Genomic DNA, 18,866 nt, shown 5'->3' on the forward strand with positions numbered 1-18,866 from the left:
ATCGCACTGCCGGCCAGCTCGCCAGCACCGCGACCCCTGGCTGCCGCGATGGCGCGCGGGCGGGGCGCGATCGTTGGCCGGGCTGAGCTCGTCGGCGAGCGCCGGCTGTCGGCTGCGGTGGTCCTGGCGGGGTCGCGCTGGTGGTCAGGCGGCTCGGTGCCAGGTGTCGATGACGGCGACGAGGTCGGAGAGGCGCTGGACTACCGCGTCGGGGGTGCCGGTGGTGTGGCCGAGTTGGCTGGCCGGGATGTCGCTGTGGGGTACGTGGACCGCGCGCATGCCGGCCGCCTGCGCGCCGTAAACGTCGTCGAAGAGGCGGTCGCCGACGAAGACGCAGCGTTCGGGGGCGGACGCCGAGACCGCGGTCATCGCGGCGAGGAAGGCTTCGCGGTGGGGTTTGGTCCAGTCGATCTCGCTGGTGTAGACCGAGCCGTGGATCAGGTGGTCCACGGCGTCGCGGCGGAAGACCGACTCGTGATAGTCGCGCGACCAGACGGTGTTGGAGAGCACGCCGACCGCGATCCCGCGGTCTGCCAGCGCCGAGAACAGCGGCGGCACCTCCGGGTCGGTGAACGTGTGCGGCTCCCAGAACGCCTGGTAGGCCGCCAGCGCCCGCTCGTGCGCCGCCCCGCTGGGCTCGAGCCCTGCCGAACGCACGATCATCTCGAACGTCGAGCTGCGGTGCTCGTCGCGGGCGAGCCGCCAGGCCGCGTCCTCGGCCGCAAGCAGCGCCGCCGCGACCTCCTCGCCGTGCGCCGGGTCGTAGGCCCGGGCGTAGACCCGCCACTGCTCGGCCAGGTCGACCGTGTGCCATGGCGTGAGCGTGCCGCCCCAGTCGAAGATCACCGCGTCGATACTCATACGTCTGATAGTGCCAACAACCACCGACAGACCGGCAACTTCGCCGGGGGCCCGAGCGGTAGTAATTAGTGTGGCCGACGACATCGACTTCGACAGCTTCGTCGAACGACGCTCACCCACGCTGGCCCGGACGGCGTACCTGCTCACCCGTGACCACGATCTCGCCGAGGACGACCTGAGGGACATGCTGGCCGAACGCGGCGCCGTGCAGGCGACCCGCCCGAGCCGGCTCGACGAGGTTCACCGCCGGATCCGTCGTCGCAAGGTCGCGCGGGCCGCGACCGGGATCGCCGCCGCGACTGCCGCGGCCGCCGTCGTGGCACTCGCGGCGCCCACGGTCGCCGGCCGCTTCCCGGGAAACGACACCGACGGCCTGACAGCTGTGGGCAGCCCCTCGGCAACCCACAACCAGGGCGAAGCGACGTTCTGGATGGAGCCTCCACCCAGCCTGCAGGTGCGCAGCTTCCCGCCGGCCAGGTACACGATCAAGCGCGAAGGCGACAACTACCGCGTCACGATTTCTCGCGTGGGGGATCTCGAAGGACTCCGCCGAGACCTTCGAGCGCGTGGAGTTCCCGCGGTCGAGTCTCCGAGCCCTGGGTTCGGAGACTGCTCCACCTCCGACAACACGGGTCGCGCCAAACTGAAGAGTCCCGGGGTGTGGGAGTTCGTCGTCGAGACACGCAAGTACGACGCCAACCGAGAGGTCGGTATCTCGAACGATCCGAGCAGGCAGGTCATCGACCTGCTGCTCTACCAGGACTGGTGCCGGACGAAGTGACCAGGCACCGGACGGCTACAGGTCCTTGCGGTAGAGCCAGAAGATCCGGCTGATCCAGGCGTCGACGGACCGCGCGTAGAAGGTGTACGGACCCGCCCAGCCGATCTCCGCCCGCGCGAACCCGGCGGCGCGCTGGTCGGCGAGGCAGCGCTTCAACAGCACCGAGCCGATGCCGAGCCGGCGCTCCGCCTGCTCCGTCCCCATCGGCCCGAACCACGTCGGCGCGTTGATCCCCCACGCCGCGAAGCCCAGCCACTCACCGGACGAAGCCCGCGCAACGTGGCAACGGACGGGCTCATAGCGCAACCCCGCAAGGGCTTCCGCCGTCCACGAGCCGCCCCAGGTGTCGAGCCACGGCCGGATCGACGCCTCGTCCGCAGGCGACAGCCGCCGTACGGTGACGCCCGCCGCGGCCAGTCGCTGCTCGTCGGCAGCCGTGTCGATCCGCGAGCCCAGGTCGTCCAGCGCGACCGACATGTTCAGCGCGTCGTTGAACTTCGTGTAGCCCATCCGCTCGGCCAGCGTGATCGCCCGCGTGTAGCGGGTGTCGATGCCCGGGAACGCGTACGACGGCGGGTTGCCCGCGATCACCACCCGGCCGCAACCGGCAGAACGGAACCGGTCCTCCAGCGCCGACAGCAGTGCGCGCCCGATCCCCTGTCCTTGCGAGGAACGCCGGACCGCGATCAGGTCGACGTGTCCGGCATCGGCCGTGTCCGGATTCGGCCGCACCGAGCCGATAACCGTGCCCACGATCGCACCGTTTTGGCTAGCGACCAAGTGGAGGTGATCCCGACGAGCCAGCGTCACGAGGTAAGCAGTGGCGTTCTCAGGCGCGTCGAGCTCCAACGCGTTGACACACAATGCCTCCACGGCCTCCAGATCGGCGTCCGCCATCGGCCGGAGTTCGACATCCACCACTTTGAACCACCTTCGTTAACAGATCCGTGACTTCTACAGAACAGAAGACTTGTAGTTTCCCGCGTCGGAAGACAAAAATGACGCCGGGGGACGTGCCGTGCGAAGGGAAGGCAACCAATGTCGCGCCATCACCGCCCGCACCGCCCACACCACAGGGCCATGCGAGGGATCGGTCTGCTCCTCGCCGGGATCGTGGTCGCGGCCGCCTGCTCACCGGTCGGCCAGTCCGGCAACGAGACCAACGCCAACAACGGAAACGGGCAGGGCACCAAGTCGTCCCCGGCCGCTCGTAAGGTCAACGTCGGCAAGCCGGCCGATCCCGCCGCGGTCAAGCAGGGCGGCGAGCTCGTCCTCGCGATGGCCTCCGACCCGGACCTGCTCGACCCCACCCAGTCGCGCTCGCTGGTCTCGCGGTACGTCTACAACGCGACCTGCGAGAAGCTGTACGACGTCGACGCCGAGGCGAAAGTCGTTCCCCAGTTGGCCTCCGAGCTGCCGCAGATCAGCGACGACGGCAAGACGGTGACCATCAAGGTCCGTACCGGCGTCAAGTTCGGCGACGGCACCGCGTTCAACGCCGCGGCCGTGAAGACGTCGCTGGAACGCCACCTCAACTTCCCCGGCTCCGCCCGCAAGACCGAACTCGGGCCGATCACCGGCATCGAAGCGCCCGACCCGACCACGGTCGTCATCAAGCTGTCCGCGTCGTTCGCGCCGCTGACCGCGGCGCTCGCCGACCGGGCCGGCATGATCATGAGCCCGGCACAGCTCACCAAGCTCGGCGACAAGTTCTCGACCGCGCCGATCTGCGTCGGCCCGTTCAAGGTCGCCAAGCGCGTGCCGCAGAACTCCATCGAGCTGGTCAAGGATCCCAACTACTACAACGCCGACAAGGTCCATCTCGACCGCATCGTCTACCGCATCATCACCGATGCCAGCATCCGCGCTGCGAACCTTCGCTCCGGTGACGCGCAGGTCGCCGATGCCCTTTCCACACAGGACGTCCCGACCATCGAGAAGGACAACCGGGTCGCGCTGCTGGAGTCGGAGAGCCTCGGCTACCAAGGGCTGACGTTCAACATCGGCAACGTCGACGGCGTCGGCAAGCCGGGCAAGACCATCGACAAGCCCTACGCCAAGGACGTACGAGTGCGGCAGGCGTTCGACTACGCCGTCGACCGCGAGGGCCTGGTGCGGACGGTGTTCAACAACATCAACTCGGTCGCGTGCTCGCCGGTCTCACCGGCCAGCCCGTTCAACTCCGCCGAGGCACAGAAGTGCACGCCGCACGACCCGAAGAAGTCGCTGGCGCTGCTGAAGCAGGCCGGTGTCCAGACGCCGTACAAGATCGAGATGATCACGTCGAACACGCCCGACACGTTGCGGATCGCCCAGGCCCTGCAGGCGATGGTGAAGGAGGGCGGGTTCGAGATCGAGATCACGCCGGTGGAGTTCTCCGCGCTGCTGGACCAGCAGGACCGCGGCGACTTCCAGTTGCTGCAGCTCGGCTGGTCGGGCCGGGTCGACCCGGACGCCAACATCACGAACTTCGTCAGTACGGAAGCCAGCCAGAACGTCTCGGGCTTCTCCGACAAGGCGCTCGACGGCCTGCTGACCAAGGCCAGGGAGTCGACCGACCAGGCCGAGCGGGCCACGCTGTACGGCCAGGTCGCGACGAAGCTCCGGGAGACCGAGCCGCTGATCTACCTGTACCGGCAGCGCAACCTGACCGGCGTCGCCGGTGACCTGGACGGTGTCCAGGTCTTCCCCGACGGCGTGATCCGGGTCGCGTTCGCGGGGTACCAGAAATAGTGCTGTCGTACCTGCTGCACCGGTTGTGGCACTCGCTGGTCACGCTGGTGCTCGCCACGCTGGTGGTGTTCGCCGGGATGCGTGCGCTGCCAGGGGATCCGGCGCTCGCACTCGCAGGTGAGGAGCGCGACCCGGCTTCGCTGGCAGCGATCCGGGCGAAGTACGGCCTGGACCAGTCGCTGCCCGTGCAGTACTGGCAGTTCGTCTCCAACAGCGTGCGCGGCGACCTCGGCACGTCGATTCGTACGGACACGCCCGTGACCCAACTCCTGGGCTCGGCGCTGCCGGTGACGCTGGAGCTGTCCCTGCTGGCGTTGACGATCGCGATCCTGATCGGGGTCTCGGCCGGCGTCGCAGCGGCGGTGAAGCGCGGCAAGCTCACCGAGTGGATCGCGAACGCAGTGGCGCTCGGCGGGCTGTCGATCCCGCACTTCTGGCTCGGCCTGATCCTGATCCTGTACCTCTCGGTCGCCGCGAACCTCTTCCCCGCTTCGGGTTTCGTGCCGTTCACCGAGAATCCCATTGCCAACCTGCACCACCTGGTGCTGCCCTCGCTGGTCATCGGCACCGGGCTCGCGGCGGTCGTGATGCGGCAGACCCGGTCAGCCATGCTGGAGGCGCTCGAGGCCGACTACATCCGTACGGCCAGGGCCAAGGGCCTGCCGATCCGCGCGGTGATCGTGCAGCACGCCCTGCGCAACAGCCTGATCGTCGTGGTGACGATCGTCGGGTTGCAGCTGGGTGCGCTGATCTCCGGCGCGGTGGTCACCGAGCGCATCTTCGGCCTGCCAGGGTTCGGGAAGCTCACGATCGACTCCGTCTTCCAGCGCGACTATCCCGTCATCCAGGCCGTCGTGCTGGTGACCGCGACCGCCTACATCGTCATCAACCTGCTGGTCGACCTGCTCTACTCCGTGATCGACCCGCGGATCCGGATCAAGGGGCGGGCGGCATGAGCGAGACCTCGACGCTCGTACCGAACGCCACTCCGGCCGCGCCACGACCGCTGCGCGGCGGCAGGGTGCTGCGCCGGCTCGCCCGCAACCCCATGGCCGTGGCCGGATTCACCGTGCTGGCTATCGCCGTGCTGGGCGCGCTGCTGGCCCCGCTGATCGCTCCGTACGCCTACGACCAGACGCACTTCGACACGCCGTTCGCTCCGCCGGGAACGGCAGGCTTCCTGCTCGGCACCGACGACCTCGGGCGGGACGTGTTCTCACGGATCCTGTTCGGCCTGCAGTCGTCCTTGCAGGCAAGCGTTCTGGCCGTCGTTGCCGCGCTGGTGATCGGCGTGCCGCTCGGCCTCATGGCCGGCTACTCCCCTGTCCTCGACGCCGTCATCTCACGGGTCACCGACCTCGTGCTGGCGTTCCCGTTCCTGATCCTCGCCGTCGGGCTGGCCGCGATCCGCGGGCCGAGCCTGATCAACGCGGCGCTCGCGATCGGGATCGCCCAGGTGCCCGGCATGATCCGGGTCGTTCGCTCGGAGACGCTGCGGTTGTCGGCGCTCGACTTCGTGGCGGCTGCGGTCGCATCGTCGGCCAGCAGCGCGTGGGTGCTGTTCCGGCACATCCTGCCGAACGCCACGTCCGCCGTCATCGTCCAGGCGACGATCGCGATCCCGGTGGCGATCCTCGGCGAGGCGGTGCTGTCGTTCCTGGGCCTGGGGATCCGGCCGCCACAGCCGAGCCTCGGCACGATGCTGTCCGACGCCCAGCAGTACTCCGCGCAGGCGCCCTGGACGGCGGTCATCCCCGGCGTGGCCATCATGCTGGTGGCGCTGGCGTTCAACGTGTTCGGCGACGGCCTGCGCGACGCCCTCGACCCGAAGGCGAGCCGCCGGTGAAAGAGGTGCTCACGGTCCGCGGGCTGAGCGTGCGGTTCCGTACGGAAGACGGCACGGTGTCGGCGGTCGACAACGTGGACCTGGACGTCGGCGAGGGCGAGATCGTCGCCCTCGTGGGCGAGTCCGGCTGCGGCAAGAGCGTCACGGCGATGAGCCTCGCCGGCCTGCTGCCGCCGACCGCGACGATCGAAGGCTCCGTCCTGCTACGCGAGACCGAGCTGGTGGGTGCTTCGGAGCAGATGCTGCGCCCGTTGCGCGGCCGCGACCTCGCGTACATCTTCCAGGAGCCGATGACCTCGCTGAACCCGGTGCTGACCGTCGGGCGGCAGATCGGCGAGGTGTTGCGTACGCATCGCGGCCTCAGCAAGGCGCAGGCGCGGGAACGGACGATCGAGCTGCTCACGCTGGTACGGATCCCGTCTCCGGACAGGCGGGTCGACGAATACCCGCACCAGCTGTCGGGCGGCATGCGGCAACGCGTGATGATCGCGATGGCCGTCGCGTGCGACCCGACCGTGCTGGTCGCCGACGAGCCGACCACCGCACTCGATGTCACCGTGCAGGCAGGGATTCTCGGCGTGCTGCGTGACCTGCGCTCACGGCTCGGTACGTCGATCCTGCTGATCACGCACGACCTGGGCGTGGTGGCCGACGTCGCCGACCGGGTCGTCGTGATGTACGCCGGGCGGGTCGTCGAGCAGGCCCCGGTCGGGGAGCTGTTCGCGTCGCCCCGGCACCACTACACAGCGGCCCTGCTGGAGGCGATCCCGACCGCCCGCCGGGACGAGGGCGGGCGGCTGCTCGAGATACCCGGGCTGGTGCCGACGCTGGCCGAACAGCCCGACAGCTGTACATTCGCCGACCGCTGTCCGGCAGCCGACGAGACCTGCCGTACCCAACAGCCGGTGCTGCTGGGAAGCGGCCACGCGACGGCCTGCTGGCACCCTGCACAGGAGGCGGCGCGATGAGCGAGAACGTGCTGGAGCTCGAGGATCTCGTGATGCACTTCGGGCCGGTCCAGGCCGTCGACGGGGTGTCGCTGTCGATCGAGCGGGGCACTGTGGTGGCCCTCGTCGGCGAGAGCGGATCCGGGAAGTCGACCGTCGGGCGGCTGGTCGTCCGGCTGCTCGAGCCCACCGGCGGGTCGGTTCGCCTGCACGGCTCGGACATCACGCATCTCGGCCGGCGGGCGTTGCGTCCGCACCGGCGGAACGTCTCGATCGTCTTCCAGGACCCGGCCGGCTCGCTGGACCCGAGGCTGACCGTCGGCTCGATCGTCGGTGAACCGTTGCGGCTGCTCCGCCTGGCCCGAGGCAAGGCCGAGCGCACGCGGGTCGTGGCCGAGGCGCTCGGAAAGGTCGGGTTGCGAGCCGAACTGGCCGAACGGTATCCCCACGAGCTGTCCGGTGGTCAACGGCAGCGGGTCAGCCTGGCGCGGGCGCTGGTGTCGTCGCCTTCGCTGCTGGTCGCGGACGAGCCGACCAGCGCGCTGGACGTCTCGGTGCAGGCCGCGGTGCTCAACCTGCTGGGCGACCTGCAACGGGACCTGGGTTTCGCGTGCCTGTTCATCACGCACGACCTGTCGGCGGTGGAGTACCTCGCCGACGAGGTGGCGGTGATGTACCTCGGCGTGCTGGCGGAGTACGGCCCGAGCCAGGCGATCTTCGCCTCGCCCAAGCATCCTTATACGCAGGCGCTGCTCTCGGCGGCGCCGGTGCCCGATCCCGTACGGCAGCGGTCGCGGGACAAGGTGGTGCTCGGCGGCGACATCCCGTCGGCCATCGACCCGCCCTCCGGCTGCCGGTTCCACACGCGCTGCCCGATCGCCGTCGACCGGTGCCGGACAGACGTACCGGAGCTGCGGGTTGTCGAGGGTCGGAGGGTGGCCTGCCACCTCGCCTGACACCCGCCCGCCCCGGTCGCGAATGACCACGTTAACCACGCAATTAGCTGGTTAACCACGCCCCGGGGCGTGGCGAGGCACCTGTTTGCGTGGTTAACGTGGTCATTCGCGGCAGCGCGGGCGGCTGGTAGAAAGAGTTCCCATGACCTCTGGGACCGCAGAAATCGCCGCGCTGGTGGACCGTTGTCTGCTGATCGGGATGGCCGGCTCCTCGCCGGCTCCGGAGTTTCGCCGGTGGCTTGAGGAAGGGCTCGGCGGCATCGTGCTGTTCCGGGACAACATCCTCGACCTCGAGCAGCTCGGCGAGCTCTGCTCCGAGCTGCACGCGACGGCTACGGCCGACCTGCTGATCGCGGCCGACGAGGAGGGCGGCGACGTCACCCGCCTGTACGCGCGTACCGGCTCACCGCATCCCGGCAACCTCGCGCTCGGCGCGGTCGACGACGTCCATCTCACCAAGCAGGTCGCGGCCGACATCGGCAACCAGCTGGCCCGGCTCGGCGTCAACCTCGACCTGGCACCGGACGCCGACGTCAACACCAACCCCGACAACCCCATCATCGGCACGCGATCGTTCGGCGCGGATCCCGAACTGGTCGCCCGGCACGTCGTGGCGTACATCGAAGGCCTGCAGAGCACGGGCGTGGCCGGGTCGGCGAAGCACTTTCCGGGGCACGGCGACACGCGGCTGGACTCCCACCTCGCGCTGCCTGTCGTCGAAGGTGATCTCGAGCCGCACCTGGTGCCGTTCCGGGCCGCGATCGCGGCCGGCGTCAAGACGATCCTGACGGCACATATCATCTTCCCCGAGCTGGACGACCGGCCTGCGACGTTGAGCCCGACGATCCTCGGCGACCTGCTGCGCGGCTCGCTCGGCTTCGACGGCGTTGTCGTGACCGATTCGCTCACGATGGCGGCGATCTCGGCCCAGGCCGGCGGTGCGGCCGAGGGCGCTGTGCAGGCGCTGGCCGCCGGCTGCGACCTGCTGTGCATGAACTCCCCGTACGACGAGCAGCGTGCGGTCCGCGACGCCGTGATCGCGGCGGTCGTCGACGGGCGGCTGCCGGAGTCGCGGCTGGCCGACGCGGCCTCGCGGGTGACGGCGCTGGCGAAGGCGCACGCGGCTCCGGGTGGCGGGCTGGCGCAGAGCGTGCCGTTCGACGGTGACCTGGCGCGGCGGCTGCTGCACGTCGACGCGTCGCTGCCGCTCGCGGCCGCGCCGTACGTCGTCGAGCTCACCGCTCCGCGGCGCGGCATCGACCTGACGGCCGGCAGCCTGCTCGCGATCCTCCAACAGCGCAACGCGTCCGTGACCGGGGAACGGCTGCACGGCGACGCCTCCGGGCTGTCGGCGGCCGTCTCGAACGCTGCAGGGCGACCGCTCGTACTCGTCGTCCGGGACGCCCATCGCGACGAGCGGCAGGCTGAGGCGGTCGCGTCCGCTCTTGGCCAGCGTCCGGACGCTCTCGTCGTCGGGATCGGTACGACGGGCGACGCACGGCTGGCTCCCGGTCACTACCTGGGCACACACGGCGGCGCCCGGCCCAACCTGCTCGCGGCAGCCGGGTCTCTACTGGGTTAACTTCGCGAACGAACGCTTGCCAATCAGGCGAAACCGGGCTAGGACCGTGGGGTGGCCTTCACTACCCGCCCCACGCTGCGGGGCACCTTCGGCATGGTCTCCTCCACCCACTGGCTGGCTTCGCAGTCGGCGATGAGCGTGCTCGAGCGCGGCGGCAACGCGTTCGACGCCGCCGCGTGCGCCGGCTTCGTGCTGCACGTGGTCGAGCCTCACCTGAACGGTCCCGGCGGCGAGGTGCCCGCGATCGTCACGACGGCGGCCGACCCGTCGCCGATGGTGCTGTGCGGACAGGGCACGGCGCCCGGTGGCGCGACGATCGCGCACTACCGCGACCTCGGGCTGGACCTCGTACCCGGTGCCGGGCCGTTGGCCGCGACCATTCCCGGCGCGGTCGACGCCTGGCTGTTGCTGCTGCGCGACCACGGGACCTGGCCGCTGCGCGACGTCCTCGAGGCGGCGATCGGCTATGCCCGCAACGGCCATCCGCTGGTGCCGAGGGTTCCCGACACGATCCGGGCCGTTCAGGAGCTGTTCACCGAGCACTGGCAGACCTCGGCCGAGACCTGGCTGCCGGATGGTTCGATCCCGTCGCCGCACTCGCTGTTCAAGCTCCCGGCGTACGCCGACACGCTCGAGCGGCTGGTCAAGGAGGCCGAGTCGGCGGGCTCGGATCGCGAAGCCCAGCTGGACAACGCGCGTTCGACGTGGAAGCAGGGCTTCGTCGCCGAGGCGATCGACGAGTTCGGGCGGCGCGCGTTCCGTGACTCCTCGGGCAAGAACCACGCCGGGCTCATCACCGCGCACGACATCGCGGGCTGGTCTGCGACCTGGGAGCCGGCGCTCACGCTCGACTGGCAGGGCTACACCGTCGCCAAGACCGGGCCGTGGGGCCAGGGTCCCGTACTCCTGCAGGCGCTCGGAATGCTCGACGCACTGGGCGATCTCGCCGATCTCGACGTCGGCAGCGAGCGGGGCGTGCACTTCGTGGCGGAGGTCGTCAAGCTGGCGATGGCCGACCGCGAGGCGTGGTACGGCGACTCGGGGATGACGCCGATCACGTCGCTGCTGTCGTCGGACTACCTCGCCAAGCGTTCGAATCTCGTTGGGGCGTTGGCTTCCGGCGAGCTGCGGCCGGGATCGCCGGACGGTGGGTCGCCGGTGCTGCCGTCGGCGTTCACCGGGCGCAAGCAGCCCGCGTGGGAGTTCGGCTCGTCCACCGGCGAACCGACCGTCTCGCGCGACGGCGTGACCCGCGGCGACACCTGCCACGTCGATGTCGTCGACCGCTGGGGCAACCTGATCTCGGCCACGCCGAGCGGTGGGTGGCTGCAGAGCTCGCCGACGATCCCGTCGCTGGGCTTCTGCCTCGGCAGCCGGGCCCAGATGTTCTGGCTGGACGACGGGCTGCCGTCCTCGCTGGCGCCGGGCCGGCGGCCGCGGACCACACTGACGCCGACGCTGGTGTTGCGCGAGGGGTCGCCCGTGCTGGCGTGCGGCTCGCCCGGCGGGGATCAGCAGGAGCAGTGGCAGCTGCTGTTCCTGCTGCGCCATCTCGTGGGCGGTGCGTCGCTGCAGGAGGCGATCGACGCGCCCTCGTTCCACACGTCCAGCTTCCCGGGCTCGTTCTGGCCGCGCCAGATGGAGCCGCGCAGCCTGAGCGTCGAGGATCGCCTTGGGGACAAGGTGATCGCGGGCCTGGAGCGGCGCGGCCACCTGGTCCGGCGGACGGGCGACTGGAGCCTCGGCCGGCTCTGCGCTGTGGCGCGCGACCCGGAGACCGGCCTGCTCTCGGCGGGCGCCAACCCGCGCGGCATGCAGGGCTACGCCGTCGGACGTTGACCGGCGGCCGAAAAACGCGACGGTCCGGCACTCGGATTTTCCGCTATCCTGGCCGTGGCGAGCCACCACGCCCAACCTCCGTTCGATCCGCCCCAGCCGGATCGGTAGATGGAGGCAAAGGGGAACCGACCTCGGCGGCTGCACGACCTGTCATTTCCGTCGCCTGCGTGCGGCGTTGCTGGGGGACGCGTTGCTGCGCGGGCGAATCGCATACGGAAGACAGGTTCGACGCAATGACCAAGGACGCATCCTTCAAGCAGCGCGTGCGTGCCCGGATGGCGAAGACCGGCGAGAGCTATGCCGCCGCCCGCGCTCAGCTCGACCGGTTCCAGCCACCGGCGGAAGCCGATCCGGCGCCCGTCCTCACCAGGCGAGAGTCCGCCGAAGGCACCGAGATCTCCATCCGGCTCGAGGACAACGTACTGAACGTCACCAACGGCGACGCCGTCGTCGAGGTCCTCCAAACGCCGGGCGTACAGGTCCTGCCCTGGCGCGACGTCCTCCACGACGGGCCGGTGCCGGCGCTGCCGGATGACCGGCTCCGCGAGGTTCGCGCACGGTTCCTCTCCGGCCCGAACCACCCGCACGACGAGGTTCTCCGCGACCTCGACGAACGCGACCGCACCCTCGAGGCCTTCAAGGACCGCTCGTACGTCCTGTGGTTCGAGGCCGATCTCTACGACCAGCTGCAGATCATCCAGATCCTCGACCGGTTGCGCGGACTCGAGGTGAGTCCCGGGCGAATCCACCTCGTCTCGGCCGGCGAGTTCCCCGGCGTGGCGAGGTTCGGCGGCCTCGGCCAGCTCGATCACGGCGGGCTGATGCGCCTGCTCCGGGACGCCGTGCCGCTGGAGCAAGGCGACCTGGACACCGCCACGAAGGCCTGGCAGGCGTTCACGGCCGACGACCCCAGCGGCCTGCACGAGATCACCCGGGTCAGCTCGCCCGCGCTGCGCTTCCTCGGCGAGGCGTTCGGGCGCCTGATGCAGGAGTATCCCTGGGAGGCTGACGGCCTCTCGCTCACCCAGCGCAGGATCCTGCTCGCGATCGAGGGCGGCGCGCAGACTGCCGCCGAGGCGTTCCAGGAGGCCAGCCGCCGGGAGCGCCGGCCCTTCCTCGGCGACTGGTCCGCGTACGCCATCATGCGCGAGCTGGCAACAACCGGCGTACGCCCGCTGCTCGAGATCGAAGGGGACGCCGACCCCTCCGATCCGGCGTTCCGAACGCAACCGGTCACGCTCACCGAGCGCGGCCGGCTGATCGCCAACGGAGCGGTTCCGTTCGAAGGTGTCGACCGCTGGATAGGTGGGATCCAGCTGAGGCCCCTGACCCCTGGCACCACGAGCTGGCGGTACGACGACCGCCTCGAAAGGCTGATCGGCGTGTAAGGCCGGGCCGCGGCGGATATAGGCCTCCTAGCAGCACTCGCATGCCAGGAGGTCCCGCCGTGCCCGTCAATCCTCAGTTGCTCTGGTGGCCGCCGGTGATCCGCGGCGCTTTCGCCATCCTGTTCGGCGTGCTCGCCGTCATCTGGCCGGGGATCACGCTGCTCGCGCTGGTGGTCCTGTTCGGTGCGTACTCCCTCATCGACGGCATCACCGCGATCGGCAGCGCCGTGACGGGACGCCGGGCCGACGGCAGCAGCCGCATCATGCTCGGAGTCATGGGCGTATTCGGCGTCGCGGCCGGACTGGTGGCGCTGTTCTGGCCCCACATCACTGCGATCGCGCTGGCGTGGCTGATCGCGTTCTGGGCGCTGTTCACCGGCATCCTCGAGGTCTCGGCCAGCTTCCGGCTGCGCGGCGCCACCGGCGCGTTCCCGTGGCTGATGTTCCTGTCCGGACTACTCTCGGTCGCGCTCGGTGTGGTGATCGCGTTCATGCCGGGACGAGGCGCGCTCGGCCTGATCTGGGCGATCGGCGTGCTGGCGATCATCGAGGGCGTCGTGCTGATCGCCCTCGGGCTCTACATCCGGCACGACGCCAAGCGCTTCGAGACCGCGGTCGAGGACGCCGCCCATCACCCGCCCGCGCCGCCCGCCCCCGCCTGACGTCGCGGCCAAGCGGGAACGGGCAGGACGCTCAGCCCAGCGGCTTGACGTCCGCGCGGACCAGGCCGTACGTCACACCGTCGACCAGCGCCTCCCAGGACGCCTCGATGATGTTGGTCCCCACGCCGACGGTCTCCCACGACTCCTTGCCGTCGGACAGCTCGATCAGAACTCTGATCACCGCGTCCGTCCCGTGTCCGGAGTCGAGGATGCGTACTCGGTAGTCGATCAGGTCGAGCTTCTCGACGGCCGGGTAGACCTTGCCGATCGCCGAACGCAGGGCGCCGTCCAGCGCGTTCACCGGGCCGTTCCCCTCGGCCGTCAGGATCAGCCGCTCGCCACCGGCCCGCAGCTTCACCGTCGCCTCCGACAGCGCTTCCTCCCCCGGCCGCGAGTCGGTCAGCACTCGCCACGACTCGACCTCGAAGAACGCCGGCCGCTGCCCCTCGACCTCCTCGAGCAGCAGCAGCTCGAACGACGCGTCGGCCGCCTCGAAGGTGTACCCGCGCGCCTCCATCGACTTCACGCGGTCGGTGATCCGCGTGACCAGCTCCCGGTCGTGCGCCAGTTCGTAGCCGAGCTCGCGTCCCTTCAGCTCGATCGAGGCCCGCCCGGCCATGTCGGACACCAGCAGCCGCATGTCGTTGCCGACGCCCTCGGGGTCCATGTGCTGGTAGAGGTTCGGGTCGACCTTGATCGCGCTGGCGTGCAGGCCGGCCTTGTGCGCGAACGCCGACGCACCGACGTACGGCTGGCGGGAGTACGGCGGCACGTTGGTGACCTCCGACACCGCGTGCGCGATCCGCGTGGCCTCGCGCAGCGCGCCCTCCGGCATCACCACCTGGTTGCGCTTGAGCTCGAGGTTGGCGACGACCGTGATCAGGTCGGCGTTGCCGGTGCGCTCGCCGTAGCCGTTCAGCGTCCCCTGTACGTGGGTCGCGCCCGCGTCGACCGCCGCCAGCGTGTTGGCGACCGCGCAGCCGGTGTCGTTGTGGCAGTGGATGCCGAGCCGGGCCCGCGTACCGTCGAGCACGGTGCCGACCACATCGCCCACTTCGGCCGGAAGCATGCCGCCGTTGGTGTCGCAGAGCGCGACGACCTCGGCGCCCGCCTCGGCACAGGCGCGCACGCACTCCAGCGCGTACGCCGGATTGTCGCGGTAGCCGTTGAAGAAGTGCTCCATGTCGACGAACACCCGCTGCCCGCCCGCGCGCAGGTGCTCGACCGTCTCGCGGATCATCGCGAGGTTCTCGTCGAGCGTGGTGCGAAGAGCCATTTCGACATGCTTGTCGTGGCTCTTCGCCACCAGCGTCACCACAGGGGCACGCGAGTCGCGCAACGCGGCGACCAGGGGGTCGTCAGCCGCCTTCACACCGGCCCGGCGGGTCGCGCCGAACGCGGCGAGCGTCGCATTCCGCAGCGAGAGCTCGGTCTGAGCCCTGCGGAAGAACTCGGTGTCCTTGGGGTTGGCGCCCGGCCAGCCGCCCTCGATGTAGCCCACCCCCAGCTCGTCCAGGTGCCGCGCAATCGTGAGCTTGTTCTCGACTGAGAGGTTGAGCCCTTCTTGCTGCGCACCGTCGCGCAAGGTGGTGTCGTACACGTGGAAGTCGCTCATCGCGCTGGATCCTTACGAGGGTTTGGGTTGCGGAAAGCTTCGCGCCGACAAACAAAAAACCTCCCGCATGGGTGCAGGAGGTGTGGCGCGGCGGACTGTCGAGCAGCTGTCCGGCGCGCCTAACTAATAATGACGACGTAAGAGGTCACGGTCGGCAGTTAACCACACACGTCTCCCGGCTTGAACACCGGTCTCGGATAGTGGACAGGTGGTCGACACCAAGCCTCGCCCGGTACCCTCGTCCGCATGTGCAGCTGACGCGACCTTCCTCCGCAGATCTCGGTTCCTCCGACCCCTGAAGGCGCGTCCATGCTCAAGGCTGCCGGCCTCACCAAGTCCTATGCCGGCGAACCCGTGTTCGCCGATGTCCACCTGACCGTCAACGCCGGTGAGCGGGTCGGCCTGGTCGGCCCGAACGGTGCCGGCAAGACCTCCCTGCTCCGCCTGCTGGCCGGCCGCGACCGCGCCGACCGAGGCTCGGTGACGTACGGCTCGGGCGAGCGCGTCGGTTATCTCGACCACCAGGTGCCCCACCGCGACCAGAACGTCGGCGGCTTCCTCGATGAAGGGCTCGGCGAGCTGCCGGCCCTGGCCGAACGGCTGACGCAGCTCGAGGCGGCGATGGCCACGTCCGGCGAGCCCAGCTCCGAGTACTCCGACCTGCAGGAACGCTGGCGGCTGCTCGGCGGCTGGGAGGCCCGGGCCCGTTCGGAGGAGGTACGCCACCGGCTCGGCGTATCCGGCATCGACCCGGCCACGCCGCTGCTTCGGCTCAGCGGTGGCGAGCAGGCCCGCGTGATGCTCGCGCGCCTGCTGCTGGAAGCACCGGCCACCCTGTTGCTCGACGAGCCGACCAACCACCTCGACGGCGACGGGCTGGCCTGGCTCGGCGACTTCCTGTCGGCGTACCGCGGCGCAGTCGTCGTCGCGACGCACGACCGGGCATTCCTCGACCGCACGGTGCAACGGATCGTCGAGCTCGACGTCGTGACGGATCGCGCGGAGACCTACGAAGGCGGCTACTCCGACTATCGCGCCGAGAAGCACCGTCGCCGCGTCCGGCTGCTGCGCGACTGGGAGGCGCAGGAGAAGCACAGGCAGAGGCTCGCCGACGACGTCGAACGCACCGCGGAGCAGGCAATGCGGACCGAGGAGGGCACCAAGGACAGCAAGATGCGGCGCTACTCCAAGAAGGTCGCGAAGAAGGCCAAGGCCCGGGAACGCCGCCTGCGCAGGGAAATGCTGTCCGCGCGCTGGATCGAACGCCCGGAGGAACGCCCGCCGCTGACGTTCCGGTTCGCCGCCGTGACGCCACCGGAGGAGGACGTGCTGCGTCTCGACGCCCTCGTCGCGGACCGCGGCGCAGGCGCGCTGTGGCAGCCGTTCTCGGCCCAGGTGCACGGCGGCGAGCGCATCCTGGTGACCGGGCAGAACGGCACCGGGAAGAGCACGCTGCTGGACGTCGTACGCGGGCGGCTCGAGCCGTCGAGCGGAACCGTCGAACGCACTGCCAAGTTCGGCTTGCTTCCGCAGACGCACGACCGGCTGCCCCGGCGGATCCGCGTGATCGACTATCTGCGCCGGCTGGTCCGGCTGTACGAGGAGGACGCCGAGCGCCTGCTCGAGTCGTACCTCTTCGATCCGGAGCAGTACCACCGTCCGCTCGGCACGCTGTCCGCAGGCGAGATCCGCCGGCTGCTGATCGCGGCCCTGGTCAACAGCGGTGCGGGTTTGCTGCTGCTGGACGAGCCGACCAACTACCTCGACTTCGAGTCGCTCGAGGTTCTGGAGCAGGCGCTCGCGGCCTTTCGCGGAACGGTGGTCGCGGTCAGCCACGACGTACGGTTCGGCGAGGGCCTGCGACCCAGCCAGCACTGGCACCTGTCGTCCGGTGCGTGGGAAATCGGCGAACGTGTCGCACTGCGCTCCTGACCAGAATCGAAGGTCGGAGCCTTCGAAAACGGGCAGTTCGGCACGAACACGTAATAACGAATCGCCTTCTGAACAAGGGGTTTCAGGACTCTGGTTTGTTGTGGTGATCGGCTAGTACGGTACGTGCCAGGAGCTGATGATGAGCGAACACGGACACACCTGGGTGGCCGAGACTCTGGGGTCCTGGGCAGTAGACGGCTGCGAGGACGACGAGGCTCGAGCTGTTGAGAATCACCTGGCCGACTGCGACGAATGCACCGTGGAGGCAAGAAAGCTACAACTCGTTTCGGCTGGACTCGGCCATGCGCACGTCGCGCCGATCACGCCAGCACCCGGCCTCCGCGAGAGCGTGCTCACCGCCGCCCGGATGCGCCGCCGGCCAGGCTCCGCCGGCATGAAGGCGCTGATCGGGTCGTATGCCTACAAGGTGGCGGCTCTCGACGGCCTGCTGGCCGAACTGTCAACCGAACAATGGGAAACGCCAGTGCCGAAGCACGGAACGGTCAAAGGCCTGGTCGCCCACCTGACCTCCAACGACGCCCTGGTCGCGACGGGCCTCGGCGTCACCGAACGCCGGGCCGGCCAGCACGCGACCGGCACAGCCGTACACCAAACCTGGCAGGCACAAAGCCAGCTCCTGCTTCGCCGCCTGTCACACACCGGCTCCGACCAGCTCGACCGCCCCACGCGGCTCGCTGGCCGTAACGGTCCCGTCCGTGGCCGCCTGCGCGACGCCGTCGCCCAGCGTGTGTTCGAGACCTGGATCCACACCGGCGACATCGAGGTCGCACTCGGCCGTCCGCTCGACGCTCCCAGTCCGAACCGGATCCGGGTCATCGTCGAACTCGTTGTCCACTTCCTGCCCGACGCGATGCGCGCGCTCGGACTCCAGCACCCCGGACGGACCGCCCGGCTGATGCTGACCGGGCCGGGCGAAGGTGTCTGGCTGGTGCCGCTGGCACCGTCCGAACCACCCGGCGAGCCCGCCGTCACGCTGATCGCCGACGCCGCCGAGTTCGGCCGGCTGTGCGGAAACCGGCGTACGGTCGAGGAGTTCGCCTACCAATACGAGGGCGACCAGACGCTCGCCCTCGATCTGCTACGAGCCGCGGTAACGCTGGGTTGTGACTGATCGTGACACGAGCGGGGCGAGACTTCGAGCTGAAGCAACGTCTCATCGCGGGGGACGAATCGGCCCTGGCTGAGACCTACGATCTGTTCGCCGCGGCGGTCTTCGGACTCGCCGCGCGGGTGACGGCCGACAAGATGGCGGCCGAGGACGTCACGCAGGAGGTGTTCCTCTACATCTGGGAGCGCCCCGAGACGTTCGACCCGACGCGGGCGCCGTTGCGGTCGTGGCTGTGCACCCTCGCACACCGCCGCGCGGTCGACTGGGTCCGCCGCAACGAGTCCCGGCGGCGGGCGACCGAGGTCCTGGCCAGGGAGCCCATGCAGTTCATCGAGGTCGAGGAAGGCGTACTGAACGACGCGTCGTCCAAAGCCGTCCGCGACGCGGTGAACGGTCTCCCGGTCGAGCAGCGCACGGTGATCGCGCTCGCCTACTTCGAGGGAATGACGCACCGGCAGGTCGCCGCGACGCTCGAGATCCCCGAGGGCACGGCCAAGTCGAGGATCCGGATCGGCCTCAAACGGATAGCCGATCACCTCAGGCAGAACGGCCATCTGGAAGAACACGTCTGATCCTGGCAGGTTGGTGCCGTTAG

At 69.6% G+C, this 18,866-nt stretch carries 16 protein-coding genes; 13 read left to right on the top strand and 3 right to left on the bottom strand.

All coding sequences use genetic code 11. The features are described 5' to 3' along the window. Positions 1–144: 144 nt before the first annotated feature. Positions 145–861 carry an HAD family hydrolase gene (locus ACYVF6_RS29720; protein ID WP_460525920.1) on the bottom strand — a complete coding sequence of 239 codons (717 nt, stop codon included), beginning with the start codon at positions 859–861 and terminating at the stop codon, positions 145–147. Positions 862–931: 70 nt separating this feature from the next. Between ACYVF6_RS29720 and ACYVF6_RS29725 the strand changes: the two genes are divergently transcribed. Further along, positions 932–1,642 (top strand): SigE family RNA polymerase sigma factor, encoded by a 711-nt coding sequence (locus ACYVF6_RS29725; RefSeq protein WP_460525922.1) that lies wholly within the window; start codon positions 932–934, stop codon positions 1,640–1,642. 15 nt (positions 1,643–1,657) lie between these two features. Here the strand turns inward: ACYVF6_RS29725 and ACYVF6_RS29730 are convergent, their stop codons facing one another. After that, complete coding sequence (locus tag ACYVF6_RS29730; protein ID WP_460525923.1) at positions 1,658–2,560, bottom strand: GNAT family N-acetyltransferase; 903 nt, start codon at positions 2,558–2,560, stop codon at positions 1,658–1,660. Between the two features lie 162 nt (positions 2,561–2,722). Between ACYVF6_RS29730 and ACYVF6_RS29735 the strand changes: the two genes are divergently transcribed. The 9 genes from ACYVF6_RS29735 to ACYVF6_RS29775 all read left to right on the top strand — a co-directional run bounded on the left by ACYVF6_RS29735 (position 2,723) and on the right by ACYVF6_RS29775 (position 13,595). Further along, positions 2,723–4,375 carry a periplasmic substrate-binding domain-containing protein gene (locus ACYVF6_RS29735; RefSeq protein ID WP_460525924.1) on the top strand — a complete coding sequence of 551 codons (1,653 nt, stop codon included), beginning with the start codon at positions 2,723–2,725 and terminating at the stop codon, positions 4,373–4,375. Further along, complete coding sequence (locus ACYVF6_RS29740) at positions 4,375–5,331, top strand: ABC transporter permease (RefSeq protein ID WP_460525925.1); 957 nt, start codon at positions 4,375–4,377, stop codon at positions 5,329–5,331. Before ACYVF6_RS29735 ends, ACYVF6_RS29740 begins: the two co-directional genes overlap by 1 nt. Beyond that, entirely contained in the window at positions 5,328–6,221 is an 894-nt protein-coding gene (locus tag ACYVF6_RS29745) for an ABC transporter permease (protein WP_460525926.1), read from the top strand. Before ACYVF6_RS29740 ends, ACYVF6_RS29745 begins: the two co-directional genes overlap by 4 nt. Continuing rightward, positions 6,218–7,189, top strand: coding sequence for an ABC transporter ATP-binding protein (locus ACYVF6_RS29750; protein WP_460525927.1), 972 nt, complete (start codon positions 6,218–6,220; stop codon positions 7,187–7,189). Before ACYVF6_RS29745 ends, ACYVF6_RS29750 begins: the two co-directional genes overlap by 4 nt. Then, the gene (locus tag ACYVF6_RS29755; RefSeq protein WP_460525928.1) at positions 7,186–8,124 is read left to right on the top strand and encodes an ABC transporter ATP-binding protein; all 939 of its coding nucleotides are present in this window, start codon (positions 7,186–7,188) and stop codon (positions 8,122–8,124) included. The genes ACYVF6_RS29750 and ACYVF6_RS29755 overlap by 4 nt, the downstream gene beginning before the upstream one ends. A gap of 142 nt (positions 8,125–8,266) precedes the next feature. Next, positions 8,267–9,706, top strand: a complete 1,440-nt coding sequence (locus tag ACYVF6_RS29760) for a glycoside hydrolase family 3 protein (protein ID WP_460525929.1) — start codon at positions 8,267–8,269, stop codon at positions 9,704–9,706. Between the two features lie 51 nt (positions 9,707–9,757). Then, positions 9,758–11,545 (top strand): gamma-glutamyltransferase family protein, encoded by a 1,788-nt coding sequence (locus ACYVF6_RS29765; protein ID WP_460525930.1) that lies wholly within the window; start codon positions 9,758–9,760, stop codon positions 11,543–11,545. Between the two features lie 233 nt (positions 11,546–11,778). Continuing rightward, positions 11,779–12,933: a hypothetical protein gene (locus ACYVF6_RS29770; RefSeq protein ID WP_460525931.1), complete on the top strand. Its 1,155-nt coding sequence runs from the start codon at positions 11,779–11,781 to the stop codon at positions 12,931–12,933. Between the two features lie 59 nt (positions 12,934–12,992). Next, positions 12,993–13,595, top strand: coding sequence for an HdeD family acid-resistance protein (locus tag ACYVF6_RS29775; protein WP_460525932.1), 603 nt, complete (start codon positions 12,993–12,995; stop codon positions 13,593–13,595). 31 nt (positions 13,596–13,626) lie between these two features. On the opposite strand, the gene cimA is transcribed toward ACYVF6_RS29775, so the two are convergent. Then, entirely contained in the window at positions 13,627–15,210 is a 1,584-nt protein-coding gene (gene cimA, locus ACYVF6_RS29780; RefSeq protein WP_460525933.1) for a (R)-citramalate synthase, read from the bottom strand. A 309-nt stretch (positions 15,211–15,519) separates the two neighbouring features. Here cimA and ACYVF6_RS29785 point away from each other — a divergent pair, with 309 nt between their 5' ends. The 3 genes from ACYVF6_RS29785 (at position 15,520) to ACYVF6_RS29795 (ending at position 18,843) form a co-directional block, all read left to right on the top strand. Next, positions 15,520–17,142: an ABC-F family ATP-binding cassette domain-containing protein gene (locus tag ACYVF6_RS29785; RefSeq protein ID WP_460525934.1), complete on the top strand. Its 1,623-nt coding sequence runs from the start codon at positions 15,520–15,522 to the stop codon at positions 17,140–17,142. Positions 17,143–17,281: 139 nt separating this feature from the next. Beyond that, complete coding sequence (locus ACYVF6_RS29790; RefSeq protein WP_460525935.1) at positions 17,282–18,274, top strand: maleylpyruvate isomerase family mycothiol-dependent enzyme; 993 nt, start codon at positions 17,282–17,284, stop codon at positions 18,272–18,274. A 2-nt stretch (positions 18,275–18,276) separates the two neighbouring features. After that, positions 18,277–18,843: an RNA polymerase sigma factor gene (locus tag ACYVF6_RS29795; protein WP_460525936.1), complete on the top strand. Its 567-nt coding sequence runs from the start codon at positions 18,277–18,279 to the stop codon at positions 18,841–18,843. The last annotated feature ends 23 nt before the right edge of the window (positions 18,844–18,866 follow it).

The organism is Flindersiella endophytica (assembly GCF_054779015.1).

Bases quoted from the DNA above. Each gene is read 5' to 3' on its own strand.
- ACYVF6_RS29720 (WP_460525920.1), bottom strand. From the start codon at position 861: ATGAGTATCGACGCGGTGATCTTCGACTGGGGCGGCACGCTCACGCCA.
- ACYVF6_RS29735 (WP_460525924.1), top strand. From the start codon at position 2,723: ATGCGAGGGATCGGTCTGCTCCTCGCCGGGATCGTGGTCGCGGCCGCC.
- ACYVF6_RS29745 (WP_460525926.1), top strand. From the start codon at position 5,328: ATGAGCGAGACCTCGACGCTCGTACCGAACGCCACTCCGGCCGCGCCA.
- ACYVF6_RS29755 (WP_460525928.1), top strand. From the start codon at position 7,186: ATGAGCGAGAACGTGCTGGAGCTCGAGGATCTCGTGATGCACTTCGGG.
- ACYVF6_RS29760 (WP_460525929.1), top strand. From the start codon at position 8,267: ATGACCTCTGGGACCGCAGAAATCGCCGCGCTGGTGGACCGTTGTCTG.
- ACYVF6_RS29770 (WP_460525931.1), top strand. From the start codon at position 11,779: ATGACCAAGGACGCATCCTTCAAGCAGCGCGTGCGTGCCCGGATGGCG.
- cimA (WP_460525933.1), bottom strand. From the start codon at position 15,210: ATGAGCGACTTCCACGTGTACGACACCACCTTGCGCGACGGTGCGCAG.
- ACYVF6_RS29785 (WP_460525934.1), top strand. From the start codon at position 15,520: ATGCTCAAGGCTGCCGGCCTCACCAAGTCCTATGCCGGCGAACCCGTG.
- ACYVF6_RS29790 (WP_460525935.1), top strand. From the start codon at position 17,282: ATGAGCGAACACGGACACACCTGGGTGGCCGAGACTCTGGGGTCCTGG.